This window comes from Comamonas aquatica NBRC 14918, assembly GCF_000739875.1.
In the GTDB taxonomy this organism is placed as follows: domain Bacteria; phylum Pseudomonadota; class Gammaproteobacteria; order Burkholderiales; family Burkholderiaceae_C; genus Comamonas; species Comamonas aquatica.
In genome coordinates this window covers 1-22,756 of sequence record NZ_BBJR01000073.1, presented here as the reverse complement: position 1 = coordinate 22,756, position 22,756 = coordinate 1, and the positions used below count along the sequence as shown (strand labels likewise).

Below are 22,756 nucleotides of genomic sequence, written 5' to 3'. Positions count from 1 at the left end.
CTCATGCCTTGACGCACCATTCCGACAGGGGCAGTCAGTACGTTTCCATTCGCTACACCGAACGCCTGGACCAGGCGGGCGTACAGCCCTCGGTGGGCAGTCGGGGCGACAGCTACGACAACGCGCTGGCCGAGACCATCAACGGGCTGTACAAGGCCGAGCTGATTCACCGCCGGGGCCCCTGGAAGACCAGGGAATCCGTGGAGCTGGCCACCTTGCAGTGGGTGCACTGGTTCAACCATGTCCGACTGCTCACGCCGATTGGGGGCATCCCTCCGGCAGAAGCTGAGGCAAACTACTGGAGGCAACTAGCCGTCAGCGACACCTCGGCAGAGGTGTCAACTTAAACCAATCGGCCTCCTCAAAACCCGGGGCGGTTCAATTTGATTCCCGTGGAGTCCGCCAGCAGGTGCAAGCCTTTCTCGCTTGCTCGGTAGTCCACCTGCACATTCAAGCTCTTTTGTCTGCGACACACCGTACTGTAGTCTGGCACTGGCCAAGGCAGGCCTGCCATACGCAATAGCGACTGCACCAGGCCCAGCGTCTGGCGCAAGGGCTGCCCAAACAAGCCCTTGATGGTCAGGCAAAACTGGATGGCCGCATCTGAGAATTTCTGGCAACGACCACGCTTGCCTCTGGGCTGGGCCAGCCACTGCATGTCCTTATCCAGCCAGATGGTCAGGTCTCCTCGCGCTTTCAACGCTGCGTTGTACGCCTTCCAGTTCGTTGTGCGGTACTTAACCCGACCCCAGCTCGTCTCACTCATCTCCCGAGCCTACCTCACCTGCGACCGGCATTTATGCAACAACGCCCTCTCTAATGTCAAGTTTTGTCTGGTTCTCATGGGGTTGGGTTTTTCGCAGTGCCTTTGCGTTCAGTTTGTCGGTTCTTCCTGGGGCGCCCACCTTTCTTTCCATTACGGCGGCTGGCAGCCTTGCCCTTTTTGGTTTTGGGGCCCGTGGACAACCCGCCATGCAACTTGCAGCGTCCACCGCGATACAGGGCTTTGCTTTTGCAGGGTGTGCCCTTGCGCGTCCTCGCGCCGCAGCATTCGCTGTGGAGATGGCCGGACTTTGGTTCGTGATCAGTGCTCTGGTGGCCAGGTTCTGGCGCTGGTAAGGCATGTTGTTGAGTGGTGTGGTGCATGGGGGCCTCTGTCTTGCAATTGAACGTACTTGTGTGTCGTCCAATCTCAGGGAACCCGCGCATGGAGCAGCCACCATTTCAAAAGCACGCTGTTCAGCAAGCTAGGCGCCACCAGCCGACTGGTGCGTTGAGGAGTCGGTTGCGGGGACTTTGCGGCCGGCCACGATGGGATTGGTGCTGCCCGTACCCTGGAGATGCTTGCCTGGAGTGTCGATCGAGGCTGGGCCAGGATGCCAAGGCTGGTATGGATGGGCCAAGTGGGACCAGCGCCAGCGAACCCTACAGAGCATAGGGTTCGCTTTGGCAGGGTTGGCAACTTCAGCGTGACCTGAACATTAGCTGGGGGCGAGGAACTGCAAGTGGCTTCTGAGATGGCACGGGCGCCCACCATGCTGGCGGCAGGCTTGGGCCGTGCAGGTGCCGTGATGTGGGCACGCTGGTATTCCGGGCTTTGGCGGTAGCGCTCCGCAGCCGCGCCACGGAGCTTGGTGATTGGCTTGGTTAAGATCTCAGCCATCGTTTTCGTGCGCTTGGGGCGGCAACGAGGGCGAGGCGGGCTCAGGGTGTCGGCGGGCCCCAACATCGGTGCCAGGGCTGCATAAAACGCCTGAGGGGCTTCTTCGATACAGTTGCGAAGCAGTTGGGCCACGCAGCTTTTCCACATCGGGTCTTTGCGGTGCTGGAGTGCGCGAATGACTTCCCCGGCCATTTGTTCTGCCGTCAGCGCCATCTCGGAATGGTCCTGCAGGCCTAGAGCAGCTGCGTGGGGCTGCATGGCTTGTTCAAAACGTGCCAAGCGCGCACGCAACTGTGCTTTACCACCGAGTAAATCTGAGCCTTGCATGCGGCCCTGGACCAGGGGAACGATCAGCACATGCATGTGCTGTGCGCTTTCATCCTTGTGCACGACCGCGCTCAAGAGGTTGGCGCTGCCAAACTCTGTGGCCATCCAGTCCAGCGCAGCTTGGAAGTACGCGCATTTGTCATCGTGGATGCCCACAGGGAGGCTGACCAAGGCCTCGATCAGGCGCACGGCGTCCACACGTAGCTTGTCGATGCCAGCTGCTTCCAGCTGTGCTTTGTAGGCGGCGTTGACCGCTTCCGCCGTCTGGTACCCGAGCAAGACGAGGTTGAGATGCTGCTGGCCTGGAGTGATGTTGGGTGTCAACGCCAGCTCGCGCAGATTGTGTCGAGCCGCCCGCAGCGCAGCCGTGGGGCCCTTGAGCTTGGCAAAGCGCACCAGCAGGTTGGCAGGCCGTATTCGGCGGTCCATGTGCACGCGTGCCCCTCAAATGAACCCAGCCGTGACAAGCACGGCTGGGTTGGAGAGGGCCAGCGAACGCATGGCGGGGCAGCGGTTTAGTGGATACCCAAAACGCGGCGCAGCTCGGCGACCGACCAGGCCAAGCGGTTGTTGATGCGGGCAGGGCGCAGCGGCCCCGTTTCCTTGCAGGCCCACAGGCGCAGGGTCTGCTCGGAGCGGTTGAGGTGGAAAGCCGCCTCGGCGGTGGTGATGTGGGAGCGGGTTTCTTCGTCCAGGCGGACGGGGTGTGCAACAAAGTAGGCCATCGTTGTATTCCTCTGAGTTGAAGAAGTTGTGATGGCCGCGACTTTGAAAGTCACGACGAACATGAGCCCCCTACATGTTCGTATTTTTGTGATGGCAACAGAGATTCAGATTGCAGGTGCTCACCGATCCAAGCCCTGCAATTCAGCCGGCAGAAAACCTGCCAGCGAGTTGGCTGGTTCCGCTCTATACGAAGCGTCTGCTATGTGGCGGCATTCAGCTTGCGACGAATGGTTGTCGGCGTGACGTCGTAGCGTTTGGCCAAAATACCTGCCACGTCCTGCTTTGCATAGTGGCTGGCCATCAACTTGTCTGCTTCACGCTTGAGATCTTGCGGCGCAGGTACCTTGGACTGCTTGCGCCGCGTGTGCGCTGATTTGTCAGCCCCTTTGCGGGCGCCTGCTTTGATGCGGGCTTCTTTGTCTCTCAGCTGTCGGATGTAGGGGCTCAACGCCTTGGCAGATGCTTCAATGCCTTCTTGGTGCGACAAAAATTGAATCAAGACGGCCACATGCTGGTACGGGCAGATCTGGATGGCATACAGCAGCAGCTCTTTAACGGAGCATTGGGCGAGTGAGGCTGTTTCTTCTGCGCAATTGGCTAGCGTCAGCAGGGCAGGCCAGGGCAACTGCTCGGCAAGCACCTGCTCGCTAGTTTCTGGCTTGAGCGGAAAGCCCCTGGGCGGCAGATAAACCGGAGTGCCCCACAAAGGGTCTTGTCGCAGTGTTTGCTTGAGCTGCTCGGTCTTGGCCTGGATGGCCAGCATGGTGCGCGCTTGTTGTTCCGTGAGTTCGAGGTCCACATGTGGGGCGCACTCGATGGGCAAACTCGGCAGTTCGGTGGTGGTACGGGTCTTGTCAAACGGGGGCACGAATCCAGTCTCCTTGCGCGGTTTGGGTTGGGTGGCTGGCGCAGTCCAGCGCCAGCCGTCTAAAAAATCGTCTTACATCCGCCCTTACATCGTCAGAAAAAACAAAACCCCGCTATGCAAAACATAGCGGGGTTTCCTTATTTCAATGGTGCCGGAGACATGAATCGAACACGCGACCTTCTCATTACGAATGAGCTGCTCTACCGACTGAGCTACACCGGCAACAGGTGAAGATTATAGTTACTTTTGGTCGGCTTCGAGGTGATAGCGGGTCACGCGTTCGACTTCATTCTTGGAGCCCAGCACCACGGACACGCGCTGGTGCAGTTCGGTGGGCTGGATGTCCAGAATGCGCTCGCGGCCGTTGGTGGCGGCGCCGCCGGCCTGCTCGATCAGCCAGCTCATGGGGTTGGCTTCGTACATCAGGCGCAGCTTGCCGGCCTTCTGGGGCTCGCGCTTGTCCCAGGGGTACATGAAGATGCCGCCACGGCACAGGATGCGGTGGACGTCGGCCACCATGGCCGCCACCCAGCGCATGTTGAAGTTCTTGCCGCGTGGACCTTCTTCGCCGGCCAGGCATTCGTCGATGTAGCGCTTGACCGGGGCATCCCAGTGGCGCATGTTGGACATGTTGATGGCGAATTCCTTGGTGTCCTCGGGGATCTTGACGTTTTCCTCGATCAGGATGAAGGAGCCTTGCTCGCGGTCCAGCGTGAACATGGCCACGCCGTCGCCCACGGTCAGCACCAGGGTGGTCTGGGGGCCGTAGATGCAGTAGCCGGCCGCCACCTGGTGGGCGCCCGATTGCATGAAGTCGCTGTCGTGCACGCCAGGGTGGCCTTCGGGCTTCTTGAGCACGCTGAAGATGGTGCCGATGGACATGTTGATGTCGATGTTGGACGAACCGTCCAGGGGGTCGAACATCAGCAAGTATTCGCCCTGGGGGTAGCGGTTGGGCACCACGTAGATGCCTTCCATTTCCTCCGAGGCCATGGCCGCCAGGTGGCCGCCCCATTCGTTGGCTTCGATCAGCGTTTCGTTGGCGATGATGTCCAGCTTCTTCTGCACTTCGCCCTGCACGTTTTCGCTGTCGGCGGTGCCCATGACGTCACCCAGTTCGCCCTTGTTCACGGCAAAGCTGATGCGCTTGCAGGCGCGGGCGACGACTTCCAGCAGCAGGCGCAGCTGGGGGGGGATGCGGCCATCGGCGCGTTGCTGTTCGACCAGATAACGGGTCAGGCTGACACGACGTGTCATAAGAATTCTCCTTTGGGCACCCTGTGGCAGGGCGCCTTAACTCTAAAAAAGGAGCTGTCAGCGCTTATCGGGTAAGCGCTAACAGCCGTTTTGATGCTCAATCGCCGAGGGCGCGGGTGACCACCTCGCGCACGTCGTTGCTCAGGTCCGGCTTGGCGGCCACGCGGGCAATCGCTTCGCGGGCGGCCGTGCGGTAGGGCTCGGCCAGCTTGCTCCAGCGGTCCAGGGCGCGCGCTAGGCGGGCCGCGACCTGCGGGTTGATGGCGTCGAGCTCCAGCACACGCTCGCTCCAGAACACGTAGCCGGCGGCATCGGTGCGGTGGAAGGCCCCGGGGTTGGCGCTGCAGTAGCTGAAGATCAGGCTGCGTGCGCGGTTGGGGTTCTTGAGGCTGAAGTCCGCATGCTTCATCAGCTGCTTGACGGCGGGCAGGACCTGGCCGCCGCGGTCGCAGTTGCTGGCCTGCAGGCTGAACCACTTGTCGATGACCAGGGGCTCGTTCTTGAACAGGGCGTGGAAGCGTTCCAGCGCGGGCTTGGCCAGCTCGGCGCCGCTGTGCACCAGGGCCGACAAGGCGTTGAAGCGGTCGGTCATGTTGCCCGCATCCTTAAAGCGCTGGTAGGCCTTGCCAGGCCAGACCGTATCGCCGCTGGTGCGCGCCGCCAGGCACAGCATCAGCAGGGCGCTGCCCGTGAGGGCGCGGCGCCCGGACGAGATGGGGTCGGGCTGGTAGGCGCCGGTGGCGCTGTAGGTGTCGAAAGCCCAGGTCCAGTCGGCCTGCAGTGCTTCGGCCAGTTGCTGGCGCATGGATTCACGCACAGCGTGGATGCGCTGCGGATCGACCACGTCCAGTTGCTCGGCCATGTAGCTTTCGGCCGGCAGTGTCAGCACCAAATCCTTGTAGGCGGCATCCAGCGTCGGGTGGCGCAGCACGTCACGCAGGGCGGCCACAAAGTCACCGGGCAGGATGTCGGTCGCCACGGCGCCGTCTGCACGCACGGCGTGCAGCGCGTAGCGCAGGGCCAGGCGTTGTCCGGCTTCCCAGCGGTTGAAGGCATCGCTGTCGTGGGCCAGCTGGGTCAGCAGCTCGGCATCGCTGCCGTCGTAGTCCAGCACCACCGGCGCGCTGAAGCCGCGCAGCAGCGAAGGCACCGGGGCTTGCGCCACGCCGGTGAAGACCCAGGTCTGTGTGGCTTCGGTCAGCACCAGCGTCTGGCTGGCGGTGGTGGCGTCCGTGCCTTGCAGTTGCAGGGGCAGGGCGCTGCCGTCCTGGCCCAGCAGGCCGATTTCGACGGGGATTACAAACGGCAGCTTGTCGGCCTGCCCGGGCGTGGCGGCGCAGCTTTGCGACAGGGTCAGCGCATAGGTCTGCGCGGCGGCATCGTACTGGCCGCGGGCGTGGACCACGGGCGTGCCCGACTGGCTGTACCAGCGCTTGAACTGTTCCAGGTGCTGGGCCAGCGCGCTGCCGGGGTTGGCGTCGGCGATGGCCTGCACGAAGTCGTCGCAGGTCACGGCCTGGCCGTCATGGCGTTCGAAATACAGCTTCATGCCCTGGGCAAAACCGTCGCGCCCGACCAGGTTGTGCTGCATGCGCACCACTTCCGAGCCCTTCTCGTAGATGGTGACGGTGTAGAAGTTGTTGATCTCGATGTAGCTGTCCGGGCGCACGGGGTGGGCCATGGGGCCGGCGTCCTCGGGGAACTGCACGGTGCGCAGCACGCGCACGTCCTCGATGCGCTTGACCGCGCGGGCCGAGGGGGTGCCCGCCATGTCCATGCTGAATTCCTGGTCGCGGAAGACGGTCAGGCCTTCCTTCAGGCTCAGCTGGAACCAGTCGCGGCAGGTGATGCGGTTGCCGGTCCAGTTGTGGAAGTACTCGTGGCCTACCACGCTTTCCACGTTGGCGAAGTCCACGTCGGTGGCCGTCGATTGGCTGGCCAGCACGTACTTGGTGTTGAAGATGTTCAGGCCCTTGTTCTCCATCGCGCCCATGTTGAAGTCGCTGGTGGCGACGATCATGAAGCGGTCCAGGTCCAGGCTCAGGCCAAAGCGCGCCTCGTCCCATGCCACGGAGTGCATCAGGGCGTTCATGGCGTGCTCGGTCTTTTCCAGGTCGCCGGGGCGCACAAAGACCTGCAGCAGGTGCTCGCGGCCGGCGCGGCTCTTGATCTTCTGCTCGCGGGCGACCAACTGGCCCGCCACCAGCGCAAACAGGTAGCAGGGCTTTTTGTGCGGGTCGACCCACTTGGCGAAGTGGCGGCCGTCATCCAGGGGGCCTGCGTCCACCAGGTTGCCGTTGGACAGCAGCACGGGGTAGTTGTGCTGGTTGGCGCGCAGCGTCACGGTGTACAGGGCCATGACGTCGGGGCGGTCGAGGAAGTAGGTGATGCGGCGGAAGCCCTCGGCCTCACACTGCGTGAAGAACGTGCCTTCACTCACATACAGGCCCATGAGCTTGGTGTTCTTCGCGGGCGCGCAGGTGGTGAAGATTTCCAGTTCGACGGGGTCGCTGCCCTCGGGCAGGTTCTCCAGAACGAGCTGGCTGCCATCCATCTTGAACGAGGTGCCGCCGCCGTTGACCATGACGCGCGCCAGGTTCAGCTCGTCGCCATCCAGGCGCAGCGCTTGGGCGGGCACGCCGGGGTTGCGACGGATGCGCATCTTGTTGAGCACGCGCGTCTTGGCGGGGTCCAGGTCGAAGGTCAGGTCGACGGTTTCAATCAACCAGGCCGGTGCCTGGTAGTCAGCACGGTAAATGGCTGAGGCTTGTCCTTCACGCAGCATGAAAGCTCCCCTTATAGGCCTTGCTTGAGCGAGGCTTCGATGAATACGTCCAGGTCGCCGTCCAGCACCTTCTGGGTCGCCGAAACTTCAACGTTGGTGCGCAGGTCCTTGATGCGGCTGTTGTCCAGCACGTACGAGCGGATTTGGTGGCCCCAGCCCACATCGGTCTTGGTGTCTTCGAGCTTTTGCTGCTCTTCCATGCGCTTGCGCATTTCAAAGTCATACAGGCGCGAGCGCAGGCGTTGCCACGCGACGTCGCGGTTGCTGTGCTGCGAGCGACCATCCTGGCACTGCACCACGATGCCCGTCGGGATGTGGGTCAGGCGCACGGCCGAGTCGGTCTTGTTGATGTGCTGACCACCGGCGCCAGAAGCACGGTAGGTGTCGGTGCGCACGTCGGCGGGATTGATGTTGATTTCGATCGAATCATCAATCTCGGGATAGACGAACAGCGAGGAGAAGCTGGTGTGGCGACCGCCCGAGGAGTCAAACGGCGACTTGCGCACCAGACGGTGCACGCCGGTTTCGGTGCGCAGCAGGCCGTAGGCGTATTCGCCTTCGATCTTGATCGTCGCACTCTTGATGCCGGCCACGTCGCCGGGCGTTTCGTCCTCGACCGTGGCCTTGAAGCCCTTGCGTTCGGCGTACTTCAGGTACTGGCGCAGCAGCATGCTGGCCCAGTCGCAGGCTTCCGTGCCGCCCGCACCCGCCTGGATGTCGACGAAGCAGTTCAGCGGGTCGGCCTCATGGCGGAACATGCGGCGGAACTCCAGCTCCTCGATCAGTGGGCGCAGCTTGCCTGCCTCGTCCTCGATGGTTTCCAGGCCGGCGTCATCGCCTTCTTCCTTGCTCATCTCGAACAGCTCGGCATTGTCGGCCAGCTCGGTGGTGAGCTTTTGCAGGGTCAGCACGACCGCGTCCAGGGACTTCTTTTCCTTGCCCAGTTCCTGGGCCTTCTTGGGATCGTTCCAGACGTTGGGGTCTTCCAGCGAGGCGTTTACCGTGCGCAGGCGTTCGTATTTCGCATCGTAGTCAAAGATACCTCCGTAGGTCTTCTGTCCGGGTGGACAAGTCTGCGAGGGTGGCTTCGATTTGGTTGATGCGTTCGGCTTCCATGTGTATTCCTTGTGTGTGACTGTGCTGCGCTGCAAGGCCTGTCGGTGGTCGGACTTTATGGCGTCGCTCGCGCAAAGGCGTGATTTTCGCATGTAGACGGAGACACTGCCCCAATAAGGCACTCGCGCCGCAGGTTTGTGGCGAGTGGCGCCTGGGAATGGGGGGCAGTGGGTACAAACAACAACGCCACAGCGTGCAAAGGCTGTGGCGTTGGGCGGGCGGTGGCGTCAATGCGCAGGCGGTGGCGCTGCCGGTGGTGACGGAGGCAGGTCTCTTTCGTCCATGGTGAGCGTTTGCAGGTCCAGCGTGGTGAAGTCGGCCGGGGCCGAGGCCGCGGGGGACGTGCTGTTCCAGTCCAGCGACAACTCTTGCATCAGCACTTCGTCGGGCGAGAAGTGAGAAGGGCTTTGGAACGGCGAGTCGCCAGGTAAATCCGTGGCCGCCAGTGGGGACTGCGCGGGGGCCGCAGTCAGCATGTCCAACTGCGCCGCCTGCAGCGGCAGGGTGACCTCGGGGGGCGCAACCGGCGCACGGGGCGCGGGCGTCGTGCGCAGCGACAGGAAGGCGTCATCCGGCAGAAAGCTGGCGGGGGCTGCCACCTGCACAGCAGCTGGGGCGTCGAACACCACCTCGGGCAGGGGCACTTCGGTGGGGGCGGTGCGGATGCGACCCGGCATCTGTCCCCGGCTGGAGGCCGGGGTGGTCTGGGCAACGTTGTACAGCATAAGCAGGTCATCAAAGGCCGCCAGATCGAACCGGACTTCGGTGTCGGCAAGCGCGGTGGCAGGGTTGTTGACGATCAGGCTGCGCAGCAGGGACTGCACGTCATCGGTGGGCCACAAGGCCTCGATCTTGCCCAGCACCTCGGGGTAGCCGCTCCACAGGTCGCGCCCTTTGCGCGAGAAGCCCAGGAAAGAGGGCACCTGCACGTTGAAATGCGCCTGGAATTGTTCGCGCGCCTGCTCGTAGGCATCGGTGCGGCTCAGGCGGTAGAGCAGCTGCAGCAGCTCCAGATAGGCCAGGGGCGAGGACGCCTGGTGCTGTGCAATGTGCGACTGCAGGATGTCGACCGCCTGGTCGTTTTCGCCAATCGAAGCGTAGAACTCGGCCTGCTCCTGCACATCGAACAGGGCCTGAGCGGTCAGCATCTCGACCAGGGACGTGTCAGGTGGTGCCACTGGTGCGCGGGCTGGCGCGGTCTCTGCCACCTGGCTGGGCAGCTCTTGCAGTTGCGCAGGCTCGGGAAGCGGGGGCTCTTGCGGCACTGCTACCACTGCAGGCGTAGCCATGGCTGGCGCAGTCGCTGCGATGATGGTTTCGGTGGCTTCAGGCTGCTGTGCGGCAGCCTGCACCAGCGGGGGCACAGGGGCTGGCGCGGTTGCGGGTGTCAGCGCAGCTTGCAGCGCGGCCTCGGTCGGCTCCGCAGTCGGGTGGGCGGCCGCCAGCACGGTTTCGGCCCAGGCGTGTTGCGAGTTTTGGCGTTCCTGCTTGATGCGCTGCAGCAGCCACGCAATGCAGGCCAGGGACAGGGCCAGCAGACCCAGCAAGATATGCACCCAGGCTGGCAGGCCCTGCTGCTCGGCCTGGGCCAGCTGGGTGTTCAGCTTCAGCAGTTCGGTCTGGTTGTTCTTGAGCTGCGATTGCAGGCCCAGCAGTTGCTGCTCCAAGGTCTGCAGGCGCTGGGCATTGGTGTCCAGCAAGGCCTGGGTCTGGGCGTCGATGCGGGGTTCGGTGGTTTCGGCGCTCGCCGGGGCCTCGGGCGCCGTCTGGGGGCTGCCCAGCCCTTCCAGGGGTTCCATACGCAAGCGTGGCTGTGTGGTCGCTGCGGGTTCTGCGGCACTGGGGGCTGGAGCCGTGACCGCGGGCGGTGCAGGGGGGGGCGCGACCGTGCTGTTGGCGCTGGCGGCCGCAGGTGCGGCCACTGCAGCCGCGGCCACGGGGGCTGCCGCGGCGGGTTTGACCACCCGCTTGGTTACCTTGCGCACAGGGCGTGCGGGGGCGTCGGCGGCCGGGGCGGGGCGTGCCGCTGGGCGCGGGGTGACCTGCAACTTGCTCAGATCGATGGGGGCGATGGTGGCCGCCATGGAACTTGGCGGGTCGGCGAACAGGGTGTAGCTGCGGGCCACGCTGCCTGCGCAGCCGGCCGTCAGCTTCACGGTCACCAGGGGTTCGTGCACGACCTGGGTGGTGCGCACGCGCACGGTGGTGGCTTGCGGGGTGATCAGCACATTGCCGGGTGACAGGCTGTCGTCGCCCATCCACACGGTGGCCGTGATGCAGCTGCTCTCGGCGGTTTGTCCGTCATCGGGCTGCACCTGAAACACCAAGTTCAAGGGCGCGCCGAGCTGGACCTGGCCTTGCGAGTTGCCCAGGGACAGCGCGCAGGCCTGCGAGGCAGCGGCGACGCTGCCAGCGAGTATGAGGATGTTGCGAAGTTTCACGGTGATGTCTTCTCTAACGCCAAAGTCCTGTGCGCAACCACGTGCGCCCTGTGAGTGAATCCTCCGGTAATGCCTCCGCAGAATGTTGCAAATTGTCGCGCTTGGGTCATTTTTTTGTGACAAGCTGGTTGTAAAGGGCCCTGGCTGTTGTCTGTGTGGGACTTAATGTGAACCATTCATAACTGGGTGGCAAGTGCCTCAGGCGGGCTCCGGACCGGCGGCAGGCGCAATCTGCTGCGCCAGCCGGTGGATGGAAAGTGGTGCACAGCCTTCCGCATCGTTGCTGATGGTGACAAAGGCGGGTTGGCCGGCGCCGGTAATGCCACGCACAGTCCGCGCCAGAATTGTGCGGGTGTGGGTGTCAGCCGAAACCAGTGCGTTGAAGGGGCGGTGCTTTTCCTGGGCTGCCTGGTAGCCGAACGGCCCGAAGCTGTGGTTCAGGTTCCAGCGGCAGACCAGGGGCGTGGGCCACAGCTGGCGCAAGAACACCAGCTGTGGCTCGATGGGCGGCATTTTCCCATGCAGACCCAGGCAGTAGGTGGCGCCGTGGGCCCGCAGCACCTGGGCCAGTTCGGGACTGAGCAGCAGCGGGTCGCGCACCTCCACGGCCACGATCACCTGTGGGGCGTGCTGCAAGGCGGCGCGGGTGCTGGCCAGCACGGTCGCCAGCTGCCGCCACAGCGTGGCGGTGTCCTGCAGCACGGACCAGGGCAGGGGGCTGATCTGGAACACCAGCACCCCCAGCTTGGGTCCCAGGCCTTCCAGGCAGGGCAGCAGGAATTGGGTGCAGGCCAGACCTGGGTCCAGGAACGCCGGGTTGCGCTCCTGGCCGGCCCCATGCTCGCCGCGCACCAGGGCGTCGGTGACCACATTCGGACACTTGACCACAAAGCGGAAGTCGCCCGGCACCTGGTTGGCCATCTGGGCGTACTGCTCGGTGCTCAGGGGGCGCCAGAAACTGCGGTCCACGCAGACGGTACGCATCAGCGGGTGCTGGCTCAGCGCGCCCAGGCCCTTGCGGGACAGGGTGCTATCGCTGTAGACGCCGTCCCAGACCAGGCCATCCCACCCCGGGTAGGACCAGGTGGACACGCCCATGCGCAGCGTGGGGGGCAGCGACTGGGCCAGCTCGTGCAAGTCGGCGGGGTGCTGCACTGCGCGCACGCCGCTGCCACGCGGCGTGGCCGCAGCCTTGGGGGCGGGCTGGGGAGCGGGCGGATCGTCGGCCGCGAACAAATCGTCTTGCATGGCATCTGGAGTTTGAATGATTTTGCCCTCCAGGGCAGATGTATCCGGCGCGATCAGCTATCAATTGTGTGGATATGCAAGGCGGCACCCGATCTGCGGATGGGCGGCAATCACGTATGGCACACTTGCCCGCTTTCAGGGACACAGCGCCGAGGGGCGCGTAACGCATGCAAAAAATCATTGGGCAAATTGCCGCAGAGATCAAAGTCAGTGCGCAGCAAGTCAGTGCTGCCGTGGAATTGCTGGATGGTGGCGCGACCGTGCCGTTCATCGCCCGCTACCGCAAGGAAGTGACCGGGGGGCTGGACGATGTGCAGTTGCGTGAGCTGGAGGCCCGCCTGTCCTACCTGCGCGAGCTGGAAGACCGCCGCGTGGCCGTGCTCAAGGCCATCGACGAGCAGGGCAAGCTGACCGATGCGCTGCGTCTGGCGATTGCCAATGCGCCGACCAAGCAGGAGCTGGAAGACATCTACCTGCCGTTCAAGCAAAAGCGCCGCACCAAGGGCCAGATCGCCAAGGAGTTCGGCATCGAACCGCTGGCCGACAAGTTGTTTGCCGACCCCACGCTGGACCCGCACGAGGAAGCCAAGGCCTTCTGCCAGCCTGCGACCACGCTGGACGATGGCAAGCCCGGCCCCGATTTCAGCACCACCTTCGCCGTGCTGGACGGCGTGCGCGACATCCTGTCCGAGCGCTGGGCCGAAGACCCGGCCCTGGTGCAAAAGCTGCGCGAATGGCTGTGGGACGAGGGCCTGCTCAAGTCCAAGAAGGTCGAGGCCAAGAACGAGAACGACCCCGAGGTGGCCAAGTTCCGCGATTATTTCGACTATGACGAGCCGATTGGCCGCGTGCCTTCGCACCGCGCGCTGGCCGTGTTCCGCGGCCGCGCGCTGGAAATCCTCGAAGCCAAGCTGGTCCAGCCCGTGGAGCCCGAACCGGGCCAGCCCAGCCTGGCTGAAGGCAAGATTGCCCTGCACCTGGGCTGGAGCCACGCCAAGCGCGCCAGCGATGACCTGATCCGCAAGTGCGTGGCCTGGACCTGGCGCGTCAAGCTCAGCCTGTCGACCGAGCGCGACCTGTTCAGTCGCCTGCGCGAAGACGCCGAGAAGGTGGCCATCAAGGTGTTTGGCGACAACCTGCGTGACCTGCTGCTGGCCGCCCCGGCCGGCGCCAAGACCGTGATGGGCCTGGACCCCGGCATCCGCACCGGCGTGAAGGTGGCCGTGGTGGACAGCAACGGCAAGCTGGTGGACACCGCCACCGTCTACCCGCACGAGCCACGCAAAGACTGGGAAGGATCGCTGCACACCCTGGCCAAGCTGGTGGAAAAACATGGCGTGAACCTGATTGCCATTGGCAACGGCACGGCCAGCCGGGAAACCGACAAGCTGGCAGCCGACCTGATCAAGCTGACCGCCAAGGCGGACTGCAAGATCGAGAAGGTGGTGGTCAGCGAAGCCGGGGCGTCCGTGTACTCGGCCAGCGAATTCGCCTCGCAGGAGCTGCCCGACGTGGATGTCAGCCTGCGCGGCGCGGTGAGCATTGCACGCCGCCTGCAGGACCCGCTGGCCGAGCTGGTGAAGATTGACCCCAAGAGCATCGGCGTGGGCCAGTACCAGCACGACGTGAACCAGAGCGAGATGGCGCGCCAGCTGGACGCCGTGGTCGAAGACTGCGTGAACTCGGTGGGCGTGGACCTGAACACGGCCTCGGCCCCGCTGCTGACCCGCGTGTCGGGCCTGAGCGCCTCGGTCGCCAAGTCCGTGGTGCGCTGGCGCGATGCCAACGGCTCGTTCAAAAACCGCAAGCAGCTGATGGATGTGGCCGGCCTGGGCGCCAAGACTTTTGAGCAGGCCGCCGGCTTCTTGCGCATCCGCGGTGGCGACAATCCGCTGGACATGACAGGCGTGCACCCCGAAACCTATCCCGTGGTGGAGCAGATCATTGCTGCCACCGGCAAGCCCGTGGACCAGCTGATGGGCCGCAGCGACGTGCTCAAGGGCCTGAAGGCCGAGCAGTTTGTGACCGAGAAGTTCGGGGCCATCACCGTCAAGGACATCCTGGGTGAGCTGGACAAGCCCGGCCGCGATCCCCGCCCCGACTTTGTGGTGGCGCGTTTCAACGACGGCGTGGAAGACATCAAGGACCTCAAGGAGGGCATGATCCTCGAAGGCACGGTCAGCAATGTGGCCCAGTTCGGCGCGTTTGTGGATCTGGGGGTGCACCAGGACGGCCTGGTCCACGTCAGCCAGATGAGCCACAAGTTCGTCGAGGACGCACGCGAGGTGGTCAAGACCGGCCAGATCGTCAAGGTCAAGGTGCTGGAAGTGGACGTGGCGCGCAACCGCATCAGCCTGACCATGAAGCTCGATGCGGCCCCCGCCCGCCGCGATGGCCCGCGCGACAACCGTTTTGAAAGCGCCGGTCGCGGCCAAGGCCGCGGGGGCTATGCCCAGTCGCAGCGTGGTGGTCAGGCCGAGCAGCCCAACGCCATGGCCTCGGCCTTTGCCAAGCTGCAAGCGCTGAAGAAGTAAGGCGCACACGGCGCCACCCGGGGCAGCTGCGGCTGCCCTTTTTTGTGCGCCGGTCCGTGACGGCGTGCGCACGACCGCGCACAATCGCGGCGCAGATAGCGGGCAATCAGCGGGGAAAAGTCCGGCTTATTCGCGCAAGGCCGTCATCTGAGCAGCCCATACTCGGCATGGGGGGCTGCGTGCCCCGGTTGAAGAGGACGGTGCCTGAGCGGCGATGCCCGGGTCCGGTACACGGTTGTCACTGCCTGAAGGTCCATGCAAGCCGCTCCAGAATTGTCACTGCCCTGCCAGCCGCGGATCCTGGCGCTGTTGATGCGCGAGCTGATCAGCGAGGTGCCGCACATGCGCCGTGTGAACCAGCTGTTCGGCTGCGACCCGGTGCTGGCGGCCCAGCTGATGGAGTGCGCCAACTCCAGTGCCTACCGCATGGCGGCGCAGGTGCGCGGCATCCCCCAGGCCCTGACCCTGCTGGGCGAGCGCCAGCTGCGCGCGCTGTTGAAGAAGGCCCAGGCGGGCATGGTGGCGCGGCCGATTGCTGGCATCGACATCGGGCAGTTTGCGCGCGTCAGCCAGGACTGCGCCAAGCTGGCGCGCAGCCTGGCGGGGCGGGTGCGCCTGGATGGCAGCGTGGCCTACATCGCTGGCTTGCTGCATGGCATGGGCCAGCTGGTGCTGCACCAGACCCAGCCCGAGCGCGTGGCCGCCCTGGCGGCCGAGGCCGGCCTGTGGGACCCGCGCCGCCCGCGCGTGGAGGTGCGCCACTGGGGCTACAGCGCCCACCACACCACGGCCATTCTGCTGCGCGCCTGGGGCCTGCCTGCAGAAATCGTCGCCGCCGTGCAGGCGATGGAGGCGCCGCTGCAGGACGCGCAGTTCGACCCCATGGCCGGGGTGCTGCACCTGGCGGTGTGGCGCAACCGCGTGAAGGTCAGCGGCTGGAGCGAGCGCAGCATGGCCGACGCCTTCCCCGTGGACATTGCGCTGGCGCTGGGCATCGACGTGGACGTGGTCTTGCAGCAGGAAGCAACGGACTGGAGCCAGTCCATGTATTGATAGCGCACTGCGCGCTTGCACCAAGGGCTGGAGCCCAAAAAGACTGAAAAATCAGGCACGGCCTGGCGGAAAAACCTGACACCGGGGCGGTGCCGGGCGCCGCCATGCTGGGCGGGTTTTCGTTTTTGGTCCACAACCGTGCATGCCCGCCTGGCGCAGGCGGGCCGGCCGCTGTGGCATGCCCCATGTCCGACCCGTCGCCCCAGCCATCGCCATCCACCCCGACCGAACCCCAGACGGCCCAGGTTCCGGGTTCTGGGCCCGCCAGTGCGCGCCCTACAGCGTATAGAGCCTCGCAGGGCAATGCCCTGGTGGCCATTGTGCCCGGCCTGCGCTGGATGGTGGGGCTGATGATCGCCGCCATCGTGATCGTGGGCCTGTACTTTGGGCGGGAGATCCTGATTCCCCTGGCCCTCGCCGTGCTGCTGGGCTTCCTGCTGGACCCGGCCGTCACGCGGTTGCACCGCTGGGGGCTGCCGCGCCTGGCGGCCGCACTGCTGGTGGTGGCCTTGGCGCTGGGGGCGCTGGCGGGCCTGGGCCTGTACATGGGCAAGCAGGTGCAGGCGCTGAGTGCGGACCTGCCCACCTACCAGACCACCATCAAGCAAAAGCTTCGCAACCTGCGCGTGCTGACCGCCGGCCCCAGCGCCTGGGACGGCGCGGTCAAGACCTATGGCACGGTGGAGCGCGAGATCGCAGCGGCCACGGCCGAGCCCGGCCAGCGGTCATCGCGGGTCCAGCAGGTCGAGGTGGTGCGCGATGAGGACAAGCCCGTGCTGCGCGTGGCGCAGTGGCTGGGCAAGGTCAGCGAGCCGCTGACGCAGGCCGGCATCGTGCTGCTGTTCGTGATCCTGATCCTGCTGGACCGCGACGACCTGCGCGACCGGCTGCTGCGCCTGATGGGGGGCAATCCGCACGTGGCGACCGATGCCATGGACGAGGCCGCCCACCGCATCGGCCGCTACCTGCGCATGCAGTGCATCGTGAATGTGGCCTATGGCGTGCCCATGGCGGCGGGCCTGTGGCTGATTGGCGTGCCCGGGGCCATCCTGTGGGGGGTGCTGGCCATGGTGATGCGCTTTGTGCCCTACGTGGGGCCGCTGGTGGCTGCGGTGTTCCCGCTGGCCCTGGCGTTTGCCGTGGCACCGGGCTGGGACATGCTGATGTGGACCCTGGCGCTGGTGTTGGTGTTGGAGCTGGTCAGCAACCACATTGTCGAGCCCTGGCTGTACGGCAGCAGCACGGGGCTGTCGACCCTGGCCATCATCATCGCCGCCACGTTCTGGACTGCGCTGTGGGGACCGATTGGCCTGATCCTGTCGACGCCGCTGACGGCCTGCTGCCTGGTGCTGGGCCGCTATCTGCCGGGCTTGCAGTTCCTGGAGGTGCTGCTGGGCAGCCAGCCGGTGATGGACGCCCCGCACCGCCTGTACCAGCGCCTGCTGGCCGAGGACGTGTCCGATGCAATTGCCCTGGCGCGCAGCGACATCGCCCAGCGCTTGCCCGCCAGGCCGACAGTGATGGACAAGGCCGCGGCGGTGGAGGGCTTTTACGGCCAGGTGGCGCTGCCGGCCTTGAAGCTGGCGTGCAAGCACCATGCCGAGGCAGCCACGGTCGAGCACCGCATGCGCCTTTCCAACGGCATGGAAGACCTGCTGGAAGAGCTGACCGAGGATTACCCGGGCGCGCCAGGGCTGGCAGACGCGGCGGCGTGCGGGCGCGTGCACTGTGTGGGGGCCCGCTGGGCGGTGGATGCCTGGGCCGCCCGCATGCTGGCGCACAGCCTGCAGTTGCAGGGCCTGCCCGCCACCAGTGCCAGCCATGCCCTGGCGCCGGACCGGGGGCTGGACGGCATCGGCGATTGGCAGCATGTGCAGTGGCTGGTGCTGTCCACCCTGCATGGGCAGCCGCACATCCTGCTGCGCCAGTGGCTGCGCCGCATCCGTCGGCGGTATCCGCAGCTGCAGGTGGTGCTGGCGTTGTGGAACCTGCCCCCCGAAGGCCTGCAGGGCGAGGACTTGCAGCGCCTGGGCGTGCAGGCCCTGGTCACCAGCATGCACGAGGCGGTGCTGCGCATCCAGCAGGCGGCGTCGCCGGTGCCGACCACGGCCCAGGGCTGTGTGCCGGCGCGCAGGCCGCCGCACGAGGCGCAGCGCCTGCAGCACCTGCAGCGCAGCGGCGCCCTGGATGCTGGTTGCACCGAGGTCTACAGGAACGCTGCCCTGAAAGCGGCCCATGCCTTCGATGTGAAGTACGCCCAGGTCTCGCTGGTCGATGCAGACTGGGTGCACACCCCGGGCGGGCTGCTGGTGCATGGCGAGGTGCCGCCTGCCTCGCCGGGGCTGCCGCGCGATGCCTCCATCTGTGCCTATGTGGTGCAGGAGGGGCAGAGTGTGGTGGTGGACAGCCTGGCGCGCGACCCGCGGTTTGCCGACAACCCGTGGCTGCGGCGGGCAGGCATCCAGTTCTATGCCGGCGTGCCGCTGGTGGATGCGGCGGGGATGGTGCTGGGCAGCCTGTGCATCTTGCACGATGCCCCGCGCAACATGGATGCCGCCGGCCTGGCGGTGCTGCAAGGCATGGCGCGGGAGGTGATGCAGCAGGTGCAGGCGCGGGGCCAGGGCGCCACAGGGGCGCCGCCCGCAGCCTGAGGCCGGTCTTACCAGGCGGCGTGCAGCATGTCGGCGTAGTCCTGGGCACTGGCCAGCCGCGGGTTGGTGGCGTGGCAGTGGTCTTTCAGGGCCCCGGCAATCACGGCGTCCAGCCAGTCTTCCTCGACACCTAGGGCGCCCAGGCCACTGGGCAGGCCCAGACGGGCATTCATGTCGCGCAGGGCCTCGGGGATGTCGCTGGCGCTGGCCAGGCCCATGGCGTGGGCCATCTTCTCCAGCCGGTGGTCCTTGACCACCGACGCGGCCTCGGCGTTGAAGCGCACCACCGCCGGCAGGAACATGGCGTTGAGGGTGCCGTGGTGCAGGCGGGGGGCAATGCCGCCCAGGCTGTGGCTCAGGCTGTGCACACAACCCAGGCCTTTCTGGAAGGCCATGGCGCCCTGCATGCTGGCGCTCATCAGTTGGCGGCGAGCCTCGGCATCCTGGCCGTTGCGCGTGGCGCGTTCGATGTGCGCCCAGCCGCGCTCCAGGCCGTCCAGGGCAATGCCATCGGCCGGCGGGTTGAAGGCCGCCGCCATGTAAGTTTCCATGCAATGGGCGATGGCATCCATGCCGGTGGCGGCCGTCAGCAGGGGGGGCAGGCCATAGGTCAGCTCGGGGTCGCAGATGGCGGCCTTGGGCACCAGGTGCCAGCTGTGAAAGCCCAGCTTGCGGTGGTCGTCGACGATGATGATGGCACCGCGCGCCACCTCGCTGCCCGTGCCGCTGGTTGTGGGCACGGCGATGATGGGGGCGACGGCGGCCGTGATCTTGGCAGAGCCGCCTTCGATGGTGGCGTAGGTGGTCAGTGGCCCCTCGTGGGTTGCGGCAATCGCCACGCCCTTGGCGCAGTCGATGGCGCTGCCCCCGCCGACGGCGATCAGCCCGTCGCAGCGGTGCTGGCGGTACAGGTCGGCGGCGGCGTGCACGGCGGCCTCGGTGGGGTTGCTGGGGGTGGCATCAAAGACCGTCACGGGCAGCGCGCCCAGGGCGTCCAGCGCGTGCTGCAGCACGCCGGCCGCTTTGACGCCCGCGTCCGTCACGATCAGCGGCCGGGTGATGCCCACGCGCTGGCATTCCTGCGGCAGCAGGCGCACGGCGCCGAAGTCGAACTGGATCTGGGTCACGTAATTGATGAAGGCCATGCGAATTTCCCTGTGAAGCCATGTGCACACGCTGGACTGGCAATCTAGTCAGCCTGCGCCCATCGCGCCACCTTGGGAACCCTGAGCCGGGCTGGGCCACGGTCACCCCGGCGACAAAGTCCGCCAGTTTGTCTGCGCACGGCCCGGGATTGCTGCATGATGTGCGGCTTTGTGACTGTTGTTTGCGTGTTGTGAGTCCCGACCACGAACTGCCCCATCCCCTGACGCCGGCCATGCGCGATGTCTTGCGCCGCATGGTGCGTGCCAACCGCCCCCATCTGCATACGCTCAGCCCCGAGCAGGCCCGCGCCGCCTACGAGGCGGGCGCCGGCGTGCTGGAGATCACCAAGCCCGAGCTGGCCCGCGTGCAAGACCTGCGCATTCCTGCGCGCGATGGCAGCGCGCTGCCGGCCCGGCTGTATGCGCCCACGCAGGGCCAGGCCCTGCCGGTGCTGCTGTATCTGCACGGCGGCGGCTTCACCATCGGCAGCGTGCAGACGCACGACATCCTGTGCCGCCAGCTGGCCCGACTGTCAGGCTGCGCCGTGGTGTCGCTGGACTACCGCCTGGCACCGGAGCACCGCTTCCCCACTGCCATCCACGACGCCTGGGACGCCCTGCAGTGGCTGGCCCTGCACGGTGCCGGCCTGGGGCTGGACACCGGTTGCATGGCCGTTGGTGGTGACAGCGCCGGCGGCACCCTGGCCGCGGCCTGCGCACTGCTGGCGCGCGACGCCGGCCTGGTGCTGCAGCTGCAGCTGCTGATCTACCCCGGCACCTGCGCCCACCAGGACACGGATTCGCACCTGCGCTATGCCCATGGCCTGGTGCTGGAGCGCGATGGCATCCAGTGGTTCTTCAACCACTACGTGCGCAGCGCAGCCGACCGCGAGGACTGGCGTTTTGCGCCCCTGCTGGCCCCGGACGTCGAGGGCGTGGCGCCGGCCTTCTTCTGCCTGGCCGAGCTGGACCCGCTGGTCGATGAGGGCGTGCAGTACGCCGACCTGCTGCGCATGGCCGGCGTGCCGGTCGAGCTGGAGATTTACAAGGGCGTGACCCACGAGTTCATCAAGATGGGCCGCGCCATTCCCGAGGCGCGCCAGGCACATGCCGCCATGGCCGCCGCCTTGCGCGCGGCGCTGGGCACCACGCCCGCCGACTGATGCCCGCGACATGAAAGAGCCAACGATGCGACCCCAAGATTTCCGTTGCCGCCACCGCCTGACGGTGCGCTGGTCCGAAGTGGATGCCCAGAAGATCGTCTTCAACGCCCACTACCTGATGTACGCCGACGTGGCGGTCACCGACTACTGGCGCCAGATGGCCATGCCGTATGCGCAAAGCTGGGCCACGCTGGGCGGCGAGCTGTTCGTCAAGAAGGCCACGGTGACCTACCACGCCTCGGCCCAGATGGGCGATGTGCTGGACGTGGGCATTCGCTGCGTGCGCCAGGGCAACACCTCGCTGCAGTTCGAGGCGGGCATCTTCCGCGGCCAGCAACTGCTCAACACGGTGGAGCTGGTCTATGTGTTTGCCGACGCACAGCAGCAACCCCAGCCCGTGCCGCAGGCGCTGCGCGACATGCTGACCGCCTTCGAGGCTGGCGAGGACATGGTGCAGCTGCGCTCCGGCAACTGGAACGACCTGGGCCGCCTGGCCGAGCGCCTGCGCATGGAAGTCTTCGTCAAGGAGCAGGGCGTGCCGCCCGAGATCGAGATGGACGAGTTCGATCCGGTCTGCCGCCATGTCGTGGCCCTCAACCGCCTGGGCCATGCCGTGGGCACGGGGCGGCTGGTCAGCGATGCGCCCGGTGTGGGCCGCATCGGCCGCATGGCCGTGGCGCGCGAGCTGCGTGGCTCCAGCGTGGGACGCCGGGTGCTGGACGCGCTGGTGGATGCCGCACAGCAACGCGGGGACCGCGAGGCCGTGCTGCACGCCCAGGTCCACGCCCGCAACTTCTACACCCGCGCCGGCTTTGTGCCCGAGGGCGAGGTCTACCAGGAGGCGGGCATCGACCACATCACCATGCGCAAAACCTTGTAAACGCGGCAGGTGTTCATCAAAAAATGAGCGGCCTGCGCTCAAAGACAAAGGGCTTCAGGTGTTTTTGACCTGAAGCCCTTTGTTCCATGCGCGGTGTGCGCTTCAGATTTTGAAGGCCTGCACACTGCGGCGCATCTGCACCGTCTGCTCCTGCAGGCTGCTGGCGGCGGCGTGCGACTCTTCGGCCAGGGCCGAGTTCTGCGACATGCTGTGCTCGAGCTGGTGGATGGCCTGGGTGATGTCGGCCATGGCGCTGGCCTGTTCCTGCGTGGAGTCCATGATCTCGCGCATGCTGCCTGTCACATTGCCCGAGGCCTGCTGCAGCTGCTGCATGGCGGCCAGCGCGTCCTGGCTCTGGCTGGAGCCCAGGGCGATCGCTTGCCCGGAGGACTGGATCAGCCCGCGGATCTGCTGGGCCGCATCGGCGCTGCGCAGGGCCAGGCGGCGCACTTCCTCGGCCACCACGGCAAAACCACGGCCTTGCTCGCCCGCGCGGGCGGCTTCCACGGCCGCGTTCAAGGCCAGCAGATTGGTCTGGAACGCCAGGCCATCGACCACGGCCACGATCTCGGCAATCTCCTGCGACTGCTGGCGGATGGTGGCCATGCTCTGGGCCAGGGCGGCCACCACGGCCTGCACCCTGGTGCGCGGCCTCGGTGGCGTTGCGCGTCATCGCGTCGGTGTCGGCGGCCAGTGCCCGGGCATGTTCGCCGGCCGCCAGCACGCGCGAGGCGGCACGGGCGGTTTCCTCCAGCGCGTTGCAGGCCATCTCGGTGCGGGCCGACAGGTCGTTGCTGCCGGTCTGGATCTCGTGGCTGGCGGTCTGCATCTGGCGCACGCTGTGTGTCACGGTGCGCACCGTGTCATGCAGGTTCAGCATCAGCGCCTGCAGCTCGGCG

Annotated in this window: 18 protein-coding genes, 1 tRNA gene and 1 pseudogene; 7 read left to right on the top strand and 13 right to left on the bottom strand. The window is 65.9% G+C overall.

What is annotated here, in order from left to right:
* Positions 1 to 347 (top strand): integrase core domain-containing protein (locus CA2_RS15675; protein ID WP_042419533.1); only part of this gene is annotated, 347 nt, incomplete at its 5' end.
* Between the two features lie 32 nt (positions 348 to 379).
* On the opposite strand, the pseudogene CA2_RS15670 reads toward CA2_RS15675, so the two are convergent.
* From CA2_RS15670 to CA2_RS15625, 11 genes and pseudogenes are all read right to left on the bottom strand, one after another.
* Positions 380 to 766 (bottom strand): annotated as a pseudogene (locus tag CA2_RS15670) (IS5 family transposase); the annotation flags it as partial.
* Between the two features lie 74 nt (positions 767 to 840).
* The gene (locus CA2_RS18775; protein WP_281176804.1) at positions 841 to 1,146 is read right to left on the bottom strand and encodes an HGGxSTG domain-containing protein; all 306 of its coding nucleotides are present in this window, start codon (positions 1,144 to 1,146) and stop codon (positions 841 to 843) included.
* A gap of 46 nt (positions 1,147 to 1,192) precedes the next feature.
* Positions 1,193 to 2,419, bottom strand: a complete 1,227-nt coding sequence (locus CA2_RS15665) for a plasmid recombination protein (RefSeq protein WP_042419519.1) — start codon at positions 2,417 to 2,419, stop codon at positions 1,193 to 1,195.
* An 86-nt stretch (positions 2,420 to 2,505) separates the two neighbouring features.
* A complete protein-coding gene (locus CA2_RS15660) occupies positions 2,506 to 2,715 on the bottom strand; it encodes a hypothetical protein (RefSeq protein ID WP_042419516.1) in 210 nt (69 codons plus the stop codon).
* A 200-nt stretch (positions 2,716 to 2,915) separates the two neighbouring features.
* Complete coding sequence (locus tag CA2_RS15655) at positions 2,916 to 3,584, bottom strand: hypothetical protein (protein WP_156106110.1); 669 nt, start codon at positions 3,582 to 3,584, stop codon at positions 2,916 to 2,918.
* Between the two features lie 146 nt (positions 3,585 to 3,730).
* Positions 3,731 to 3,806 (bottom strand) — tRNA-Thr (locus CA2_RS15650).
* Between the two features lie 18 nt (positions 3,807 to 3,824).
* Positions 3,825 to 4,841 carry a class 1 fructose-bisphosphatase gene (locus CA2_RS15645; RefSeq protein ID WP_042419510.1) on the bottom strand — a complete coding sequence of 339 codons (1,017 nt, stop codon included), beginning with the start codon at positions 4,839 to 4,841 and terminating at the stop codon, positions 3,825 to 3,827.
* 97 nt (positions 4,842 to 4,938) lie between these two features.
* On the bottom strand, positions 4,939 to 7,626 hold the full coding sequence (gene pepN / locus CA2_RS15640) for an aminopeptidase N (protein ID WP_042419506.1): 2,688 nt from the start codon (positions 7,624 to 7,626) through the stop codon (positions 4,939 to 4,941).
* Between the two features lie 11 nt (positions 7,627 to 7,637).
* A protein-coding gene (gene prfB, locus CA2_RS18100) for a peptide chain release factor 2 (RefSeq protein WP_156106108.1) occupies positions 7,638 to 8,742 on the bottom strand; the annotation gives its coding sequence in 2 pieces (ribosomal slippage) (positions 7,638 to 8,660 and positions 8,662 to 8,742; 1,104 coding nt in all).
* A gap of 227 nt (positions 8,743 to 8,969) precedes the next feature.
* On the bottom strand, positions 8,970 to 11,183 hold the full coding sequence (locus CA2_RS15630; protein WP_042419503.1) for a type IV pilus assembly protein FimV: 2,214 nt from the start codon (positions 11,181 to 11,183) through the stop codon (positions 8,970 to 8,972).
* A gap of 198 nt (positions 11,184 to 11,381) precedes the next feature.
* On the bottom strand, positions 11,382 to 12,431 hold the full coding sequence (locus tag CA2_RS15625) for a DUF72 domain-containing protein (protein ID WP_042419501.1): 1,050 nt from the start codon (positions 12,429 to 12,431) through the stop codon (positions 11,382 to 11,384).
* Positions 12,432 to 12,598: 167 nt separating this feature from the next.
* Between CA2_RS15625 and CA2_RS15620 the strand changes: the two genes are divergently transcribed.
* The 3 genes from CA2_RS15620 (at position 12,599) to CA2_RS15610 (ending at position 18,669) form a co-directional block, all read left to right on the top strand.
* A complete protein-coding gene (locus tag CA2_RS15620) occupies positions 12,599 to 14,965 on the top strand; it encodes a Tex family protein (protein ID WP_042419497.1) in 2,367 nt (788 codons plus the stop codon).
* A gap of 255 nt (positions 14,966 to 15,220) precedes the next feature.
* Entirely contained in the window at positions 15,221 to 16,018 is a 798-nt protein-coding gene (locus tag CA2_RS15615; protein WP_042419494.1) for an HDOD domain-containing protein, read from the top strand.
* Between the two features lie 185 nt (positions 16,019 to 16,203).
* Positions 16,204 to 18,669 (top strand): AI-2E family transporter, encoded by a 2,466-nt coding sequence (locus tag CA2_RS15610; RefSeq protein WP_081889038.1) that lies wholly within the window; start codon positions 16,204 to 16,206, stop codon positions 18,667 to 18,669.
* 8 nt (positions 18,670 to 18,677) lie between these two features.
* Here the strand turns inward: CA2_RS15610 and gbd are convergent, their stop codons facing one another.
* A complete protein-coding gene (gbd, locus tag CA2_RS15605) occupies positions 18,678 to 19,814 on the bottom strand; it encodes a 4-hydroxybutyrate dehydrogenase (protein ID WP_042419490.1) in 1,137 nt (378 codons plus the stop codon).
* A 233-nt stretch (positions 19,815 to 20,047) separates the two neighbouring features.
* Here gbd and CA2_RS15600 point away from each other — a divergent pair, with 233 nt between their 5' ends.
* Positions 20,048 to 20,977 (top strand): alpha/beta hydrolase, encoded by a 930-nt coding sequence (locus tag CA2_RS15600; protein ID WP_081889039.1) that lies wholly within the window; start codon positions 20,048 to 20,050, stop codon positions 20,975 to 20,977.
* 25 nt (positions 20,978 to 21,002) lie between these two features.
* Entirely contained in the window at positions 21,003 to 21,857 is an 855-nt protein-coding gene (locus tag CA2_RS15595) for a YbgC/FadM family acyl-CoA thioesterase (RefSeq protein WP_042419482.1), read from the top strand.
* Between the two features lie 102 nt (positions 21,858 to 21,959).
* Here CA2_RS15595 and CA2_RS15590 read toward each other — a convergent pair whose 3' ends face one another.
* The gene (locus tag CA2_RS15590; RefSeq protein WP_169741486.1) at positions 21,960 to 22,463 is read right to left on the bottom strand and encodes a methyl-accepting chemotaxis protein; all 504 of its coding nucleotides are present in this window, start codon (positions 22,461 to 22,463) and stop codon (positions 21,960 to 21,962) included.
* Between CA2_RS15590 and CA2_RS18410 the strand changes: the two genes are divergently transcribed.
* Positions 22,453 to 22,756, top strand: a 304-nt coding sequence (locus CA2_RS18410) for a hypothetical protein (protein ID WP_217997645.1), incomplete at its 3' end; no start/stop codon positions are given. The two genes, CA2_RS15590 and CA2_RS18410, sit on opposite strands and share 11 nt — an antisense overlap.